This is a genomic window from Bradyrhizobium sp. NAS96.2 (assembly GCF_001908235.1).
GTDB lineage: Bacteria > Pseudomonadota > Alphaproteobacteria > Rhizobiales > Xanthobacteraceae > Bradyrhizobium.
In genome coordinates this window covers 14,579-32,635 of sequence record NZ_LGHK01000009.1, presented here as the reverse complement: position 1 = coordinate 32,635, position 18,057 = coordinate 14,579, and the positions used below count along the sequence as shown (strand labels likewise).

The window sequence follows — 18,057 nt, the reverse complement described above, 5'->3', positions numbered from 1 at the left end:
GCGGCCGCCGGCTCCTTTGCATGGGGTTGTTTTCGATATTTTGGCCCCGCGCTTCAGCTCGAGCGCTGCACCGCGGGCTTCTCGGCGTCGGCTCTTGCGGCGCTGAGATTGTGCGCGGTGTTGATCAGCGCGATATGGGTCAGCGCCTGCGGAAAGTTGCCGGTCTGCCGGCCGGCGCCGGGGTCGAACTCCTCCGCCAGCAGCCCGAGATCGTTGGCGACCGCCACCACGCGGTCGAACATGGTCTGCGCCTTGTCGACATCTGCTGCCAGCACATGGGCGTCGGCAAGCCACAGGCTGCAGGCCAGGAACGCGCCCTCGATCGGCTGGATTTCACCGGCCGCCTCGCGCGGATCGTGCCGCAGCACGAAGCCGCCGCGCATCATGTGCCGCTCGACCGCCTCGATGGTGCTGCGGATGCGCGGATCGTCCGGCGGCAGGAAGCCGACCGACGGCAGCAGCAGCAGGCTGGCGTCGAGCAGTTTTGAGCCGTAGCTCTCGACGAAGCTGTTGAGATCAGGGTCGAAGCCCCGTCGGCAGACATCGCGATGGATGGCCTCGCGCAGCACCCGCCACTTGACCAGCGGTCCCTTGAAGCCGAACCGCTCGGCGCTCTTGATGGCGCGGTCGAAGGCGACCCAGCACATCACCTTGGAGAACACATAATGCCGGGGCACGCCGCGGCGCTCCCAGATGCCGTGATCCGGCTGGTCCCAGACCTCGGCAAGATGATTGACGACGGTGCATTCCAGCGACCAGTTCTCCTCGTCGAGCTTCAGCCTCGCCATGCGCGACTGGTGGAAGGCGTCGATCAATTCGCCATAGACGTCGAGTTGCAGCTGCGCATGCGCGGCGTTGCCGACGCGGACCGGCTGCGCCCCTTCATAGCCGCACAGCCATCCGGCCTCCCATTCCAAAAGGCGCCGCTGGCCCAGGATGCCGTACATGATCTGCATGTTGGCCGGCGCGCCGGCCGCGGCCCGCAGCAACCAATTGTGCCAGGCCGCCGCCTCCTCGGTGTAGCCTGAATTCATCAAGGCCAGCAGCGTGAAGGTGGCGTCGCGCAGCCAACAGAACCGGTAGTCCCAGTTGCGGGCGCCGCCGAGCTTTTCCGGCAATGACGTGGTCGGTGCCGCGACGATGCCGCCGGTCGGCCTGAAGGTCAGCGCCTTCAGCGTGATCAGCGAGCGCATCACGAGGTCGCGTTGAACGCTGCCGTCATAGGTCGAACGGCGGCACCATTCCGTCCAGTAGTCCTCGGTATCCCTCAGCGCCGCCTCGGGATCGATCGGCTCCGGCACCGGCTGATAGGACGCACCATATGTCAGGACGAACGGCACGGTGTCGCCCTCGCCGATCTCGAAATCGGCGAGCGTGGTCAGATCCTGGCCGCGGGTCTCGACTGGCGTGCGCAGCACGGTCATGTCCTGCCCGCTGATCGCCAGCAGCCCCTCGCCGTCCGGGTTCTTCTTCACCCAGGGGACATCGACCCCGAGGCCGAAGCGGATCACCAGCTCCATGTGCATCTTGACGCGGCCGCTGACGCCGCGAACGAGACGGACCACGTCGGACGCCTTGCCGCGCGGCGGCATGAAGTCGATCAGATCAACCACGCCATCTGCGGTCTCGAACCGAGTCTCCAGGATCAGCGTATCGTCCCGATAGCGGCGCGTGGTCCGCTTGATCTCGCCTTCGGGCGCCAGCAGCCAGCGGCCGTTCCGCGATGTGCCGAGCAGCGCGGCGAAGCAGGCATCGGAATCGAACGCCGGCCAGCACAGCCAGTCGATCGAGCCGTCGCGGCCGACCAGTGCTGCGGTCTCGCAATCGCCGATCAGTCCATAGTCTTCGATCCGAGAAGCCACGCGCCGTGCTCCGCGTTGTCAGGCATGCGAACGCTCGCGGGTTGCGCGCCTGAGCGCGTCGATGTCGATCGCCGAGGCGAGATGCTCGATCGAGACCGGCAGCCGCCGTTTCCAGTTCGGATGCTCGTAGACGGTGCCGGGGATGTTCGGCTGCTCGACGATGCCGAGCAGGTCCTCCATCGACACTGCCATCATCCGCGATCGGGTTCGGGCCAGGAAGTTTGCCACCGAATAGAAATCGTTGTGGTGGATGTCGTGCCGGCGCAGCACGTCGTCGAGCTGGCCGAGCGCGTGCCAGCGCCCTTCGTCGGTCTCGCCGGGATCGATCCCGAGCGCGCGCTTGGTCTTGAGGTCGCTGAACGAGCGCCAGCCGGCATAGGTCGACAGGTCGTGGGTGTTGAAGGTGACCAGCGCATTCGGTAGATAGTAGTCGGCGTTGCGGAAGACGCCCTGGTCGTCGGTCTCGAACATCATCACGAGATAGGACCAGATGCCCCAGCCGTTCATCTGCTCGCGGAATCCCGGAGGCACGGTGCCGAGGTCCTCGCCGATCACGACGCAGCGGCTCGCTGCGCTCTCCTGCGCGGTCGCCGCCAGCAGCGCCTCGAACGGCATCAGCACATAGGCGCCGTTGGCCGGACCGAAGCCGCGCGGCACGAGATAAAGCCGCTTCAGCCCGAATGCGTGATCGAGCCGGATCGCGCCGGCATGGTGCATCGAGGCGCGCAGCATCTGCCTGAACGGCTCGAACGAACGCTGTTCGAGGCCCGCGGCGTTGAAGCCGGCGAGTCCCCAATCCTGGCCCGCGGTGTTGAGCGGGTCCGGCGGCGCGCCGACACCGAGATGGCGCGAGATCGCGGTCTGCTCGTTCCAGGCGTCGAAACCATCCGACTGCACGCCGACGGCGACATCGAGATAGAGACCGACCCGCATGCCGAGCTTGTGCGCGCGTGCCTGGCAGGCGCCGAGCTGACGGTCCGCGGTCCATTGCACGAATTCGACGAACTCGACCGCGGCGGCGGTGTCGCGCGCCCGGTGCAATCTGGCGCAGGCCGCATCGTCGGGCTGCCGCCATTCGTCCGGCCACTCCCACCACGGCGTGTTGAATTTATGCCGCATCACCTCGAAGCAGGCGAACCGCGACAACAACGTGCCCTGCTCCTTGCGATAGGCCTCGAAATCCTGCCAGCGGCCGATGCCGGGATTGGCCTTGAAGGCCGCGAAGGCCGCGCGCAGCGCCGGCCATTTCAGCGCCGCAACGCCGACATAGTCGACCATGTCGTTGCTGCGCAGATGCGCCAGCGCGGCCTGCGTCGCCGCATCGATGCGGAATTCGGGAATCTTCTCGACGTCGATGTAGAGCGCGTTGAGGAACAGCCGGCTGTTCGGCGAATACGGACTGCAATCGCCGGGCCGATCGTCGAACAGCGCATGCAGCGGATTGAGCCCGACGCCGTCGGCGCCGAGCCGATGCGCGAAGTCGAGCAGGCCCTCCAGATCGGAGAAGTCGCCGATGCCCCAGTTGCGCGCGGACCGCACGCCGTAGAGCTGGACCGCAATCACCCAGCAGCGGTCGAACGCGCCGCCGAACGCACCGTCCGGTGCCACCAACAGGGGCAGCTCCTCGCGGCCGGATGCGTCCGCCAGCTGCAACCGGTGCACGCCCTCGGGCAGGCCGGCCGGCCACGTCACGCTCCGCGCATGCGCCTCGCCCTGTGCGAGCACCGCGCTGCCGTTGGTGAGCTTCCATTGCACCGGAAGCTGGGCCGCTTCCGAGAGCTGCGTTTGCCCGCCATGGCCGCCTCTGACGACCACCGGATCGATGACGATCCGCCGCGGCGTGTGGGGCGGCAGCGCGGCGAGGATCGCCGTCAGCGCCTCGGGGGTTGTCACACGACGGTGACCGCTACCATCGATATACTCGGTCTGGATTCCCAGGGTCTGGGCTTTGGCGTAAAGGTCCATTCGGCACGCTGCCTGCTCGCAACGGTATTGGGATCGTTGCTAAATTGTACAGATACGGGAAAGGGATAGTTGATGTTCAACGCTCTACCCTATCCGGCGTTCCCACCGGGAACCATTGCCCGGCGAGCGGCTTTCTATATGGGTCTGGCGCGCCTCCTTCCCGGCGCGGGGACGTCATTTGCCTTTTCAATGGCGGCATCACCGTGAACAAAACCCTCCGGCCTGTCGAGAGTGCCCATGGCACTTTTCATATCACCGATGTCTATCCGTCGGTTGATGGCGGCCGCTTTCCGGTCAAGCGCATCGCGGGCGAACCGGTCGAGGTGTGGGCCGACATCTACCGGGACGGACATGATGTGATATCAGCGGCATTGGTGTGGCGGCGGGAAGGCGACGATGCGTGGCAATCCGCGCCGATGACGCCGCACAGCGACGACCGCTGGGGCGGCGCCTTCGTGCCCGACCGCCACGGCCGCTACAGCTTCGCGATCGAGGCCTGGACCGATGACTTCGCCAGCTGGCGGCATCGCTTCGAGCAGAAGCAGCGCGACGGCGGCGACCACGCGCTGGACGCACTCGAAGGCGCCGGCATGCTGACCCAGGCGCAGGCCGGCGGACCTGCCGCGGCTGCCGTCATCATCAGGCAGTGCGAGATCTTTCTCCAGACCGGCGAGCCGGGCGCGCTGCTGGCGCCCGAATTGCGCGAGGCGATGGCCGGCAGCCAGTTTCGCCGCGACCTGATGCGGTCACCGCTCTATCCCCTGACCGCCGACCGTCCGCGGGCACGCAGCAGCGCCTGGTACCAGATGTTTCCGCGCAGCCAGGGCAGGACATCCGGCGTGCACGCGACCTTCAATGACTGCATCGCGCGGCTTCCCGACATCGCCGCGATGGGCTTTGACGTCGTGCTGCTGGCGCCGATCCACCCGATCGGACGAACGCATCGCAAGGGCCGCAACAACGCCGCCATCGCGCAGGCCGGCGATCCCGGCAGCCCCTACGCGATCGGCGCGGCGGAGGGCGGCCACGACGCCGTGCATCCGCAGCTCGGCACGCTCGACGATTTTCGTGCCTTCGTGGCGGCATGCGAGGGCCACGGCATGGAGGTCGCGCTCGATTTCGCCGTGCAGTGCTCGCCCGATCATCCCTGGCTGACCGAGCATCCAGAGTGGTTCAAGCGGCGCCCGGACGGCTCGATGCGCAGCGCCGAACATCCGCCGCAGCGCTGGGACGATGTCGTCAATCCGGATTTCGGATCCGGGGATGCCGCAGCGCTGTGGCGCGCGCTGCGCGATGTCGTGCTGTTCTGGGTCGAGCAGGGCGTCAAGATCTTCCGGGTCGACAACCCGCACACCGAGCCGCTGGCGTTCTGGGAATGGCTGATCCGCGAGGTGCAGGATCTCGATGCCGACGCGCTGTTCCTGTCCGAAGCTTTCGCCCGGCCGAAACTGATGAAGGGCCTCGCCAAGCTCGGCTTCACGCAATCCTATACATACTTCACCTGGCGCACGCAGCGCGCCGAGCTCGAACAGTATCTCGGCGAGTTGACCTCGTATCCCGAGCGTGACTTCTTTCGGCCGAATTTCTTCGTCAACACACCGGACATCCTGCCCTTCCACCTGCAAAGCGGCGAGTCCTGGATGTTCAAGTCGCGTCTCGCGCTCGCCGCGACGCTTTCAAGCAGCTATGGCATCTATAGCGGCTTCGAACTGATCGAGCACGCGCCGGTGCCCGGCCGCGAGGAATATCTCAACTCCGAGAAGTACGAGATCAGGGTGCGCGACTGGGACGAGCAGGGGAATATCAAGCCCTACATCGCAACGCTCAACCGGATCAGGCGCGGCAATCCGGCCCTGCAACAATTCGCCGATTTGCGCTTTATCAATGTCGATGACGGCGGCGTGATCGGCTTCGTCAAGGAGGCGGCCGATCAGGGCAATGTGATCGCGGCCGCGATTGCATTGTCGTCGGAGCCGCGCGAGGTCTGGCTTCCGCTCGGCGACGTCATGGTCGGCCGCGGCGATGCCCGCCGCCCCGTCACGGAACTGGAAGACCTTGTCACCGGCGAGCGCCACGCGCTCGAATGGGGAGGCATCCGCCTGCGTCTCGATCCTGCGCGCGATCCCGCGTTGCTGTTGCGCTGTGTCGCCTGAAGGAGCCGTCATGAACGTATTCTCCTCCGTCAATACCGAGGCGAAGGTCGCGACCGAGACCACGGACCAGCTGTGGTACAAGGACGCGATCATCTACCAGCTGCACGTCAAGGCGTTTGCCGACAGCAACAATGACGGCATCGGCGACTTCGCGGGGCTGACGGAGAAGCTCGGCTATCTGCAGGAGCTCGGCGTCACCGCGCTGTGGCTGCTGCCGTTCTATCCCTCACCCGGCCGCGACGACGGCTACGACATCGGCGATTATGGCGACATCAATCCCGATTTCGGGACGATGAAGGACTTCAAGCGCTTCATCCAGGAAGCCAAGAAGCGTGGCCTGCGCGTCATCACCGAGCTCGTCGTCAACCACACCTCGGACCAGCATGCCTGGTTCAAGCGCGCGCGCCGCAGCCCGCCGAATTCGAGCGCGCGCAGCTGGTACGTCTGGAGCGACACCGACCAGAAATACCTCGATACGAGGATCATCTTCACCGACACGGAAAAGTCGAACTGGACCTGGGATCCTGAGGCCGGCCAGTTCTACTGGCACCGCTTCTTCTCGCACCAGCCGGATCTGAACTTCGACAATCCGCGCGTCGTGCGCGCCATCGTGCAGGTGATGAAGCGCTGGCTCGACACCGGCGTCGACGGCTTCCGGCTCGACGCCATTCCCTATCTGTGCGAGCGCGACGGCACCAACAACGAGAACCTGCCGGAGACGCATGCCATCATCAAGCGGCTGCGCCAGGAGCTCGACGCCTATGCCAAGGGCAAGATCCTTTTGGCCGAGGCCAATCAATGGCCGGAGGACGTGCAGGAATATTTCGGCCATGGCGACGAATGCCACATGGCCTATCACTTCCCGCTGATGCCGCGCATCTACATGGCGATCGCCCAGGAAGATCGCTTTCCGATCACCGACATCCTGCGGCAGACGCCCGACATCCCGTCGGCCTGCCAATGGGCGCTGTTCCTGCGCAATCACGACGAGCTGACCTTGGAAATGGTCACCGACGTCGAGCGCGACTATCTGTGGTCGACCTACGCCAACGACCCGCGCGCCCGCATCAATGTCGGCATCCGCCGCCGCCTTGCGCCGCTGATGGACAATGACCGGCGCAAGATCGAGCTGATGAACTCGCTGCTGCTCTCGTTCCCCGGCACGCCGATCATCTATTACGGCGACGAGATCGGCATGGGCGACAACATCTATCTCGGCGACCGCAACGGGGTGCGGACGCCGATGCAATGGTCGCCGGACCGCAACGGCGGCTTCTCGCGCGCCGACCCGGCGCGGCTCTACGCGCCGATGATCATGGACCCGGTGTACGGCTACGAGGCCGTCAATGTCGAGGCGCAGTCGCGCAGCCTGTCGTCGCTGCTGTCGGCAACCAAGCGGCTGATCGCGGTGCGCAAGTCGACGCTGGCGTTCGGACGCGGCACCATGACCTTCATCCGCCCCGAGAACCGCTCGGTGCTGGCCTATGTCCGGCAATATCAGGGCGAGGTCATCCTGTGCGTCGCCAATCTGTCGCGCTCGGCGCAGGCGACCGAGCTCGACCTCTCCGCCTTCAAGGACCGCATTCCGCTCGAAATGCTGGGACGCACGCGCTTCCCCGCGATCGGCGAATTGCCCTACATGATCACGCTGGCGCCGTACGGCTTCTACTGGTTCCAGTTGCAGGAGCGCGACAAGTCCGAGCCGGTGACGCCGCGCGCGGTGCCGGAATTCGAGACCCTGGTGGTGCCGCTGAATTCGACCTGGACGTCGCTGGCGCGGGAGCGCGGCGTGTTCGAGCACGACGTGCTTCCCGGCCATCTCGCCCGGATGCGCTGGTACCCGGAGCATTCCGCCAAGGCGATCCAGCCGGCGCTGGTGTCGGCGATCCCGTTCTGCGACGTCGGCGACAACCGGCCCTGGCTGATCTTCTTCGAAACCACCGAGCGCGGTAACACCAGCCGCTACGTGCTGCCGATGCAGATCGAGTGGGTGCGCTTCGACCGCGAGCGCTACAACCCGCGCGCGTTCGCCGCCGTCCGTCAGGGCGCGCGCGAGGGCACGCTGCTCGATGTCGCCACCGACCAGATCTTCACCGGCCTGTTCCTGCGCAACTTGCGGGAAAACCTCACGGTCAACGAGGGCGAGCAGGGCCTGAAGCTCGAATTCCGGCCGACCAGCCGCTTTTCCGACCGCCCGGTGCGGCAGCCCGAGCGCATCCGCGTCTTCGAGAACGATCAGCCGCATTCGACCGCGCTGGTCGACAACGAGTATGTCACCAAGATCTACCGGAAGCTCGAGGTCGGCATCAATCCTGAGATCGAGATGGGCCGCTTCCTCACCGAAGTGGTCAATTTCCCCAACACGCCCGCGTTGCTCGGCACCTCGGAACTGGTGGACGGCGACAATCGTAGCGCGATCGCGGTGCTGCACGCCATGGTGGTCAACCAGGGTGACCTCTGGAATGTCGGCGCCTTGCACCTCGACCGCCTCGTGGAGCGACAGCGCCTGCTTGCGGCGAGCGAAAACCCGGAGGAGAACGGCGATCACGCCACCTATCTGCGCCACTTGTCACATGGCGGAAAGCGTCTCGCCGAGCTGCACATCGCGCTCGCCAGCAACCGCGACCTGCCGGACTTCGCGCCGGAGCCGACCAGGCCCGAGGATCTGCAACGCTGGAACGACGAGATCATGGCGCGCGCCGAGCGCGTGTTCGACACGCTGAAGCAACGGCGCGGCTCCCTGAAGGAGGCCGACCGGCTGCTGGCGGATCAGTTGCAGGCCCAGCACGACATGCTGCCGGAGCGGCTAAAGGCGCTGCTGCCGCGCGAGAGCGACGGGCTTAACATCCGCCATCATGGCGACCTGCATCTCGGCCAGCTGCTGGTGGTCAAGGACGACGTCTTCATCATCGATTTCGACGGTGGGCCGGGCCGCACCATCGCCGAGCGGCGCCGCAAGGCGCCGGCGGCACGCGACGTCGCCGGCCTGATCCGCTCGATCGACTATGCGGCCACGGCGGCGCTGGAACGCGCGCTCAAGGTTTCACCCGACGAGAGCGGCAGGTTGAGCCTCGCTTTGGCCGAATGGCGCGACCAGGCCACGGACGCCCTCCTGGCCGCCTATCGCGAGACCATGGCCGGCCAGCGCCTGTGGCCCGCACGCGCCAAGGACGCCGACCGCCTGCTCAGCTTTTTCCTGCTTGAGAAAGCCTTCTACGAGATCGAGTATGAGCTGGCCAACCGGCCGGATTGGCTGCGGGTGCCGCTGACCGGCCTGTTAAGGATTTTGGCACAACAGCCGCATGAGGTTGCATGAGCAAACTGCCCGCCGAGGCCTATGCCATCATCGAGGGCCGCCACTCCGATCCGTTCCACTATCTCGGGCTCCACGCCGAGGGGGATCGCAACGTGGTGCGCGCCTTCCTGCCCGATGCCGCCAATGTCGAGGCGATCGGCGAGCATGGCGAGACGGCACCGCTGGCGCGGATCCATGACGCCGGCCTGTTCGCGGGCCCCTTGCCGAACGGCTCGACGCGCTACCAGCTCCGCGCCCGGTTCGGCGACAAGGTCGTCGAACTGGAGGACGCCTACCGCTTTCCGCCGATCCTGAGCGATTTCGATCTCTATCTGCTCGGCGAAGGCACGCATCAGCGGGTCTACGACACGCTGGGTGCGCATCCGATGACGCTCGACGGCGTCGACGGCATCGGCTTCGTGGTGCTGGCGCCGAATGCGCGGCGGGTCAGCGTGGTCGGCGACTTCAATTTCTGGGACGGCCGGCGGCATCCGATGCGGGTGCGCGGCCCGGGCTATTGGGAGCTGTTCATCCCGCGGGCGCGCGTCGGCGACCACTACAAGTTCGAGATCATCGGGCGCAACGGCCAGCATCTGCCGCTGAAGTCCGATCCATTGGCGTTCGCCGCCGAGGTGCGCCCGAAGACCGCCTCGATCGTGATCGACGAGCGCAAGATCCCGCACCCGCGCCCGGCGCCCGATCGCGTCAACGCGCTGAGCTCGCCGATGTCGATCTACGAGGTCCATCTCGGCTCGTGGCGGCGCAAGGGCCGCAATGAGTGGCTGACCTATCGCGAAATGGCGGAGCAGCTGCCGGCCTATGCCAGCGACATGGGCTTCACCCATGTCGAATTCCTGCCCATATCAGAGCATCCGTTCGACGGCTCCTGGGGCTACCAGCCGACCGGCATGTTCGCCCCGACCAGCCGGTTCGGATCGCCCGACGATTTCGCGGCGCTGATCGACGCCTGCCACGGCGCAGGGCTCGCCGTGCTGCTCGACTGGGTGCCTGGACATTTCCCCGACGATCCGCACGGCCTCGGCAATTTCGACGGCACCGCGCTCTACGAGCACGCCAATCCGCTGCAGGGCCGTCACCTCGATTGGGGCACGCTGATCTACAATTACGGGCGCACCGAGGTCACCAACTTCCTGGTGTCGAACGCGCTGTTCTGGCTCGATCGCTACGGCATCGACGGGCTGCGCGTCGATGCCGTCGCCTCGATGCTCTATCTCGACTACAGCCGCCCCGCCGGCGGCTGGATCCCGAACAAATATGGCGGCCGCGAAAACATCGAGGCGATCGACTTCCTGCGCCGCTTCAACACCGAGCTGTTCGCGCATTTCCCGCAGGCAACGACCGCCGCGGAGGAATCCACCGCGTGGCCACAGGTGTCGCGTCCGGTCGAATATGGCGGGCTCGGCTTCGGCTACAAGTGGAACATGGGCTGGATGCACGACACGCTGAAATACATCGGCAAGGATCCCATCCACCGCAAATTCCATCACGGCGACATCCTGTTCGGCCTGCACTACGCCTTCTCGGAGAACTTCATCCTGCCGCTGTCCCACGACGAGGTCGTGCACGGCAAGCGCTCGATCCTCGGCCGCATGCCCGGTGACGACTGGCAGCGCTTTGCGAATTTGCGCGCCTATTACAGCTTCATGTTCGGCCACCCCGGCAAGAAGCTGATGTTCATGGGCTGCGAGTTCGGCCAGGAGCGCGAGTGGAATCACGACTACTCGATCGATTGGCATCTGCTAAAACAGCCGAGGCATAGCGGCATCCAGAACCTGGTCCGCGACCTCAATCGTCTCTATCGCGTGCTGCCGGCACTGCATGAGCTCGATTGCGACCAGGCCGGCTTCGAATGGGTCGTCACCGACGACGCCAACAACAACGTGTTCGCCTGGATCCGCAAGGGCAATGATGCCCGCGCACGCTGCCTCGTGGTCGCGAACTTCTCGCCCAACGTCTATCGCAACTATCGCGTCCGCGTGCCGTTCGCAGGCAAGTGGCACGAGGTGTTCAACTCGGATTCCGCGCATTACGGCGGCACCAATGTCGGCAATATCGGTGAAGTGTGCGCCTCGGAAGGCGCCACGCCGGAGCTGAGCCTGACGATCCCACCGCTGGCTGCGATCTTCCTCGTACCGGAAAGCTGATTCATGCGACTGACCGGGGGAACCTCCGCACGGCTCGGTGCAAGCTGGGACGGCAGAGGCACCAATTTTGCGTTGTTCTCGGCCAATGCGGAGAAGGTCGAGCTGTGCCTGTTCGACGGCCAGGGCCGCCGCGAGCTCGAGCGGATCGAGATTCCGGAGCGCACCGAGGACGTCTGGCACTGCTATCTCAACGATGTCTCGCCGGGCCAGCTTTACGGCTATCGCGTCTACGGGCCCTACGCGCCGGAGCGCGGCCACCGCTTCAACGCCAACAAGCTGTTGCTCGATCCCTACGCCAAGCGGCTCGCCGGCCGGCTGGTGTGGAGCGATGCGCATTTCGCCTACCGCACCGGCAGCGCGCGCGAGGACCTCTCCTTTGACCGGCGCGACAATGCCCGCGGCATGCCGAAGGCTGTCGTGGTCGACGAGACCTTCAATTGGGGCCGCCGCGAGATCCGGCCGCAGATTCCTTGGGCAGACACCATCCTCTACGAGGCCCACGTCAAGGGCCTGACGCAGAAGCGCGAGGACGTGCCGCCGAGTTTGCGCGGCACCTATGGCGGCCTGTCGTCGCCGGCGATGATCGACCACCTCAAGCGGCTCGGCGTCACCACCATCGAGCTGTTGCCGATCCACGGCTTGATCGACGACCGCGTGCTGGTCGAGAAGAAGCTGTCGAATTACTGGGGCTACAACACCATCGCCTTCTTCGCGCCGGAGGCGCGCTACGCCCAGGACAATGCGCTGGACTCGTTTCGTACAACAGTCGCACGACTGCACGATGCCGGCATCGAGGTGCTGCTCGACGTCGTCTACAACCACACCGCCGAGGGCAACCATATGGGCCCGACGCTGTGCTTCCGCGGCATCGACAATGCCTCCTATTACTGGCTGGACCGCGAGAACCCGCGCTTCTATGACGACTTCACCGGCTGCGGCAGCTCGGTCAACCTCACCCATCCGCGCGTGCTGCAGATGGTGATGGATTCGCTGCGCTACTGGGTCGAGGTTTGCCATGTCGACGGCTTCCGCTTCGATCTCGCCACGACCTTGGCGCGCGGGTCGAACGGGTTCGATCGCAACCATCCCTTCCTCACCGCGATCCGCCAGGACCCGGTGCTGGCGACCGCCAAGATGGTGGCCGAGCCCTGGGACCTCGGTCTCGGCGGCTACCAGGTCGGCGCCTTTCCGTCGCAATGGTCGGAGTGGAATGATCGCTATCGCAGTGCGATGCGGCGCTACTGGAGTGGCGAAGGCAGCCTGATCGGCGACATCTCGGGCCGCATGACCGCCTCGTCGGATCTGTTTCACCACGACAACCGCGCGACCCGCGCCAGCGTCAATCACATCACCGTGCATGACGGCTTCACGCTCGCCGACCTGTTCAGCTACAACGAGAAGCACAACGAGGCCAATGGCGAGGACAATCGCGACGGCTCCAACGACAATCACAGCAACAATTGCGGCCATGAAGGCCCGACCGATGATCCCACCATCATCGCGCTGCGCCGGCAGCTCAGGAAGAATGCGCTGGCCTGCCTGCTGCTCGCACAGGGCACGCCGCTGATCCTCGCCGGCGACGAGGTCGCCAACACGCAAGGAGGCAATAACAACGCCTATTGCCAGGACAATGAGACCGGCTGGATCGGCTGGGAAAACCTCGGCACCGACGATGACGATATCGATTTCATCGGTCATCTCACCGCGCTGCGCCAGCGGTTCGGCCAGATCCGCTGCCAGAGCTGGCTCGACGGCCGCCGCACCGACGGCAGCTATGGCGTGCTGTGGCTGACGCCCTCTGCGGAGGAAATGAAGGAATCCGACTGGAAATTCCCGGAAAGCCGGTTCCTGGCCTATGTGCTGGGCCCGATGGAACAAGGCCAGGCGCCGATCTTTATCGTGCTCAATGCCGCGCCGCAGGAGATCGTGTTCAGGATGCCGAGGATGGCGGAATACAACAGCTGGCAGCAGGTCTTGAACACGACCAAGGTGGAGCAAACGGGCGAGCTCATCGTATCCGGCGCTGACGCCACGGCACCGCCGCGCTCGGTGCTGGCATTCGCAGGCTCCGCATGAGCGCACAGCATTTCGGACCCGAACTCACCGCTGATGGCGCGCGCTTCCGGCTCTGGGCGCCGGCGGCGAAACGCGTCGACCTCCTGCTCGACAAGCCGCATACGCTGACACGCGATGCGGCCGGCTGGTACGTCGCCGAAATCCCCGGCGCGCGCGCCGGTACACGTTACAAATTCCGCATCGATGACGACGTCGACGTCCCCGACCCCGCCTCCGCCTTCCAGCCGGACGACGTGTTCGGCCCGAGCGAGGTGATCGATCACACCGCCTTCAAGTGGCGCGCGGCGGATTGGCGCGGACGTCCCTGGCATGAGGCCGTGATCCTCGAGGCGCATGTCGGCACCTTCACGCCGGAAGGTACCTACCGCGCCATGATCGACAAGCTCGATCATCTGGTGGCAACCGGCATCACCGCGCTCGAACTGATGCCGCTGGCGGATTTTGCTGGCAGGCGCAACTGGGGCTATGACGGCGTGCTGTGGTACGCGCCCGACAGCGCCTACGGTCGGCCCGAAGACCTCAAGACCCTGATCGACGAGGCGCATCTGCGTGGGCTGATGGTGATGCTCGACGTGGTCTACAACCATTTCGGCCCCGAGGGGAATTATCTCGGCCGCTATGCGCCCTCCTTCTTCAGCGACGCGCATACGCCGTGGGGCAGCGCGATCGATTACCGCGTGCCTGAAGTGCGCGCGTTTGCGATCGGCAGCGTCGTGTCCTGGCTGCGCGATTACCGCTTCGACGGGCTGCGGTTCGACGCGGTCAACACCATCGTCGAAGCCGGCGAGGTTTCCATCCTGCACGACTTCAGCAAGGCCGCAGGCCAACTCGCCACGGAGACCGGCCGGCAGATCAACCTCGTGCTCGAGAATGGCGACAACATCGCAAGCCTGCTCGATGCCGCCGAGGACCCGCCGCACGGCAAATTCCGCGGCCAGTGGAACGACGACTATCACCACGCCTGGCACGTGCTGCTGACCGGAGAAAAGCAGGGCTATTACGGCGACTACCGGGCGCCGAAGCAGGGCCTCGCACGCGCATTGTCGTCCGGCTACATCTACCAGGGCGAAGTCTCGGAGTTCTGGGGCGGCAAGGCCCGCGGCGAGCCGAGCGGCACGCTGCCTCCGATCTGCTTCATCAACTTCCTGCAAAATCACGACCAGATCGGCAACCGGCCGCTCGGCGACCGGCTCGAGAGCATCGCAAAGCCGGAGGCGATCGAGGCCGCGCTGGCGGTGACGTTGATCGCGCCGACCACGCCGATGCTGTTCATGGGCGAGGAATGGGGCGCGACGACACCGTTCCCGTTCTTCTGCGATTTCAACGGCGACCTCGCCAACGCGGTCCGCGCCGGGCGGCGCAAGGAGTTCGCCTGGGCCTACGCCAAATATGGCGACGACATTCCCGACCCGCTTGCCGGGGAGACGGTACGATCGGCCGTGCTCGACTGGGCGGCGCTCGGCCACGATCCCGCCCGCGCGCGGCTTAAGCTGGTGCGCGACCTGCTCGCCGTGCGGCGGCGCGAGATCACGCCGCGGCTCACCGGGGCGCGCTTCGGCGGTGCCCGTGTCACGGGCGATCTCCTGACCGCGCATTGGCAGATGGGGGACGGCCGCACGCTGTGGCTGACGGCCAATTTGTCGGATCGGGATATCCGCGGCACGACGGAACCGAAGGGAACTGCAATCTGGGGCGGAGCGTTGTCGAGCGACCTCCCCGGCTGGGCGGTGCGCTGGCACATCGGATAGCACAATGCCTCCGGCGATCCCGATCGCGACTTACCGACTGCAACTCACCGCCGATTTCGACTTCGATGCCGCCGCCAATGTGGCGCCCTATCTGAAGGCGCTCGGCATCAGCCATGTCTACGCCTCGCCCTTCATGAAGGCGCGCAAGGGCTCGACCCATGGCTATGACGTGGTCGACCACGCCAAGTTCAATCCAGAGCTCGGCGGCGAAGATGGCTTTGCACGGTTCAGCGACGCACTGAAGCGCAACGACCTCGGCCTGATCCTGGATTTCGTGCCGAACCATGTCGGCGTGCATTTCGCCGATAATCCGTGGTGGCTCGACGTGCTGGAATGGGGACCGGTGTCGCCGCATGCGGTCTCCTTCGACATCGACTGGGACCAGCTGCCCTATCGCGCGCGCGGCGGCGTGCTGCTGCCGATCCTCGGCTCGTCCTATGGCCAGGCGCTGGAGCGCGGCGAGATCGAGTTGCGCTTCGACGCAAACGAAGGCAGCTTCTCGGCGTGGTATTTCGAGCACCGCCTGCCGATCGCGCCGGAGCGTTATGGCGAGGTGCTGCGGACCATCGTCCGCGAGGCCGGTGCGGAAGAGAGTGCGGCGGGACGCGCTCTGCTTGAGCTCGCCGCCAGGTATCGCGGGCTGCGTCACCCGAACCGCAAGGAAGCGCCAGCCCTGAAGGCCGCGATCAAGCCGATCGAGGCCAGTGCCGAGACCATCGCGCGCGGGCTCGATGCCTATCGCGCGGGCGAGGATCGCCCCACCCAGACATTGGCGCTGCATCATCTCCTGGAACGCCAGCACTACAGGCTCGGCCACTGGCGGCTTGCCTCCAGCGACATCAACTATCGGCGCTTCTTCGACGTCAACACGCTCGCCGGCCTCAGGGTCGAGGACGCCTCAACCTTCGAGGCGAGCCACAGCCTCGTGAAGCGGCTGATTGCGGAAGACCGGCTGCAAGGCCTGCGGCTCGATCACATCGACGGCCTGCGCGATCCCGCCCAGTATTTCCAGCGGCTGCGCCGCCTGATCCGATCAGTGCAGGGCGCCAAGGCCAGGCCGTTCTACATGGTGATCGAGAAGATCCTCGGCGAGGACGAGAAGCTGACGAAATTTGCCGGCGTGCACGGCACCACCGGCTATGAATGGATGAACACGATCAGCCAGGTGCTGGTCGATGGCAGCGGCCTCGATCCGCTGAGCGAGATCTGGCGCCAGATCAGCAACCAGTCGCCGAACCTGACACCGGTGCTGCGTGCGGCCAAGCGCCGCGTGCTGGAGACCCTGCTGACCAGCGAATTCACCGTGCTGGCGCGGCTCGTCGCGCGCATTGCCAGCGGGCACTATTCGAGCCGCGACTTCTCCGCCGACAGCCTGCGGCAGGCGCTCGAGCTCTATGTGCTGCACTTCCCGGTCTACCGCACCTATCTCACTGCCTCCGGTCCGACCACGCACGACCGCGCGCTGATCAGCGAAACCATCGAGCGCGCCCGCGCCGACTGGTTCGCCGCCGACGAAGGCATTTTCGACTTCCTGCGCGATGCCTTGACCATGGACCTGTTGAAGCCCGGCCGGCCGCCGCACAGTACGCCGCGGGTGCGGCGCTTCGCATTGAAGGTGCAGCAATTCACCGGACCGATGATGGCGAAGTCGCTGGAGGACACCACGTTCTACCGCTACCACCGCCTGCTGGCGCTCAACGAGGTCGGCGGCGATCCAGCGGCGAGCGCGATCGCGCCTGCGACCTTCCACAGTATGATGCAGGTTCGTGGCCGCGAATGGCCGCACGGCATGACATCGACCGCGACCCACGACACCAAGCGAGGCGAGGATGCCCGCGCCCGGATCATGGCGCTGGCGGAGATCCCCGGCGAATGGACCAGCGCGGTGGCGCGCTGGAAGGTGCTGAACGCGCCGCATCTGGTGCTGAATGGCGAGATGCGCGCGCCGTCGGCGACGTTCGAATACATGCTCTATCAGGCCCTGCTCGGCGCCTGGGACCCGGACGATCCATCGCTGCTCGCGCGAATCCAGGCCTATGCGCTGAAGGCGGCGCGCGAAGGCAAGCAGGAAACCAGCTGGCTCAATCCGCACGAGCCTTATGAGGCCGGCGTGAAGACCTTCATCGACCGGATCCTCGATCGCAAGACCTCGCCCGAATTCCTCGACGCGCTGGACACGCTGGCGCGGCGTACCGCGCTGATCGGCGCGCTGAACTCGCTCAGCCAGATCACGTTGAAGGCGACGATGCCGGGCGTGCCGGATTTCTACCAGGGCACCGAAAGCTGGGATCTTTCGCTTGTCGACCCCGACAACCGCCGCCCGGTCGACTTTGCCGAACGTGCGGAGCTGCTCGCCGCGCTGGAAGCGCCGGATTGGGATGCGTTGACAGAGAGCTGGCGCGACGGCCGCCTGAAATTCGCATGGACGCGGCATCTGCTGCGATTGCGCAACGAACTCCCCGAAGTCTTCACCAGCGGCGACTACGAACCGCTCACCGTCAGCGGCCCGCATCGCGATCATGTCGTCGCCTTCGCAAGGCGCCATGGCCGCGAGGCGGCCATCGTCGCGGTGGCGAAATCATTTGCACCTTTCACGCAGGGCGGACGCAGCTGGCCACGCCCTGAAGCCTTTGAAGGTGAGATCGACCTGACCGGATACGCGCTCCCGGGCGGCGACAGCAGCATTCAGCTCGCGACGCTGTTCGCAAAGCTGCCGGTCGCGGTGCTGAAGGCGAAGGCCGCGGCGGGTGCGAAGCAAGCCGCAAGGCGTGCGCGCCTGCACAGCTAGCGCCG

General features: G+C 65.7%; 8 protein-coding genes. 6 read left to right on the top strand and 2 right to left on the bottom strand.

Annotation, left to right across the window (positions count from 1 at the left end; translation table 11 throughout):
* Positions 1-53: 53 nt before the first annotated feature.
* Both AC628_RS01945 and malQ read right to left on the bottom strand, forming a co-directional pair.
* Positions 54-1,862, bottom strand: coding sequence for a glycoside hydrolase family 15 protein (locus AC628_RS01945; RefSeq protein WP_074125088.1), 1,809 nt, complete (start codon positions 1,860-1,862; stop codon positions 54-56).
* A gap of 18 nt (positions 1,863-1,880) precedes the next feature.
* Entirely contained in the window at positions 1,881-3,827 is a 1,947-nt protein-coding gene (malQ, locus tag AC628_RS01940; protein ID WP_074125087.1) for a 4-alpha-glucanotransferase, read from the bottom strand.
* Between the two features lie 203 nt (positions 3,828-4,030).
* On the opposite strand from malQ, the gene AC628_RS01935 reads away from it, so the two are divergent.
* Genes AC628_RS01935 through treY form a run of 6 tightly spaced genes read left to right on the top strand, consistent with a single transcriptional unit; the run spans position 4,031 to position 18,052 of the window.
* Positions 4,031-5,980 carry an alpha-1,4-glucan--maltose-1-phosphate maltosyltransferase gene (locus AC628_RS01935; RefSeq protein WP_074125086.1) on the top strand — a complete coding sequence of 650 codons (1,950 nt, stop codon included), beginning with the start codon at positions 4,031-4,033 and terminating at the stop codon, positions 5,978-5,980.
* A 10-nt stretch (positions 5,981-5,990) separates the two neighbouring features.
* On the top strand, positions 5,991-9,296 hold the full coding sequence (gene treS, locus AC628_RS01930; protein ID WP_074125085.1) for a maltose alpha-D-glucosyltransferase: 3,306 nt from the start codon (positions 5,991-5,993) through the stop codon (positions 9,294-9,296).
* Positions 9,293-11,440, top strand: coding sequence for a 1,4-alpha-glucan branching protein GlgB (gene glgB, locus AC628_RS01925; protein ID WP_074125084.1), 2,148 nt, complete (start codon positions 9,293-9,295; stop codon positions 11,438-11,440). Before treS ends, glgB begins: the two co-directional genes overlap by 4 nt.
* A gap of 3 nt (positions 11,441-11,443) precedes the next feature.
* Positions 11,444-13,516: a glycogen debranching protein GlgX gene (gene glgX / locus AC628_RS01920; RefSeq protein ID WP_074125083.1), complete on the top strand. Its 2,073-nt coding sequence runs from the start codon at positions 11,444-11,446 to the stop codon at positions 13,514-13,516.
* Positions 13,513-15,264 (top strand): malto-oligosyltrehalose trehalohydrolase, encoded by a 1,752-nt coding sequence (gene treZ, locus AC628_RS01915; RefSeq protein ID WP_074125082.1) that lies wholly within the window; start codon positions 13,513-13,515, stop codon positions 15,262-15,264. Before glgX ends, treZ begins: the two co-directional genes overlap by 4 nt.
* A 4-nt stretch (positions 15,265-15,268) precedes the next feature.
* A complete protein-coding gene (gene treY, locus AC628_RS01910; RefSeq protein ID WP_074125081.1) occupies positions 15,269-18,052 on the top strand; it encodes a malto-oligosyltrehalose synthase in 2,784 nt (927 codons plus the stop codon).
* Positions 18,053-18,057: the final 5 nt, after the last annotated feature.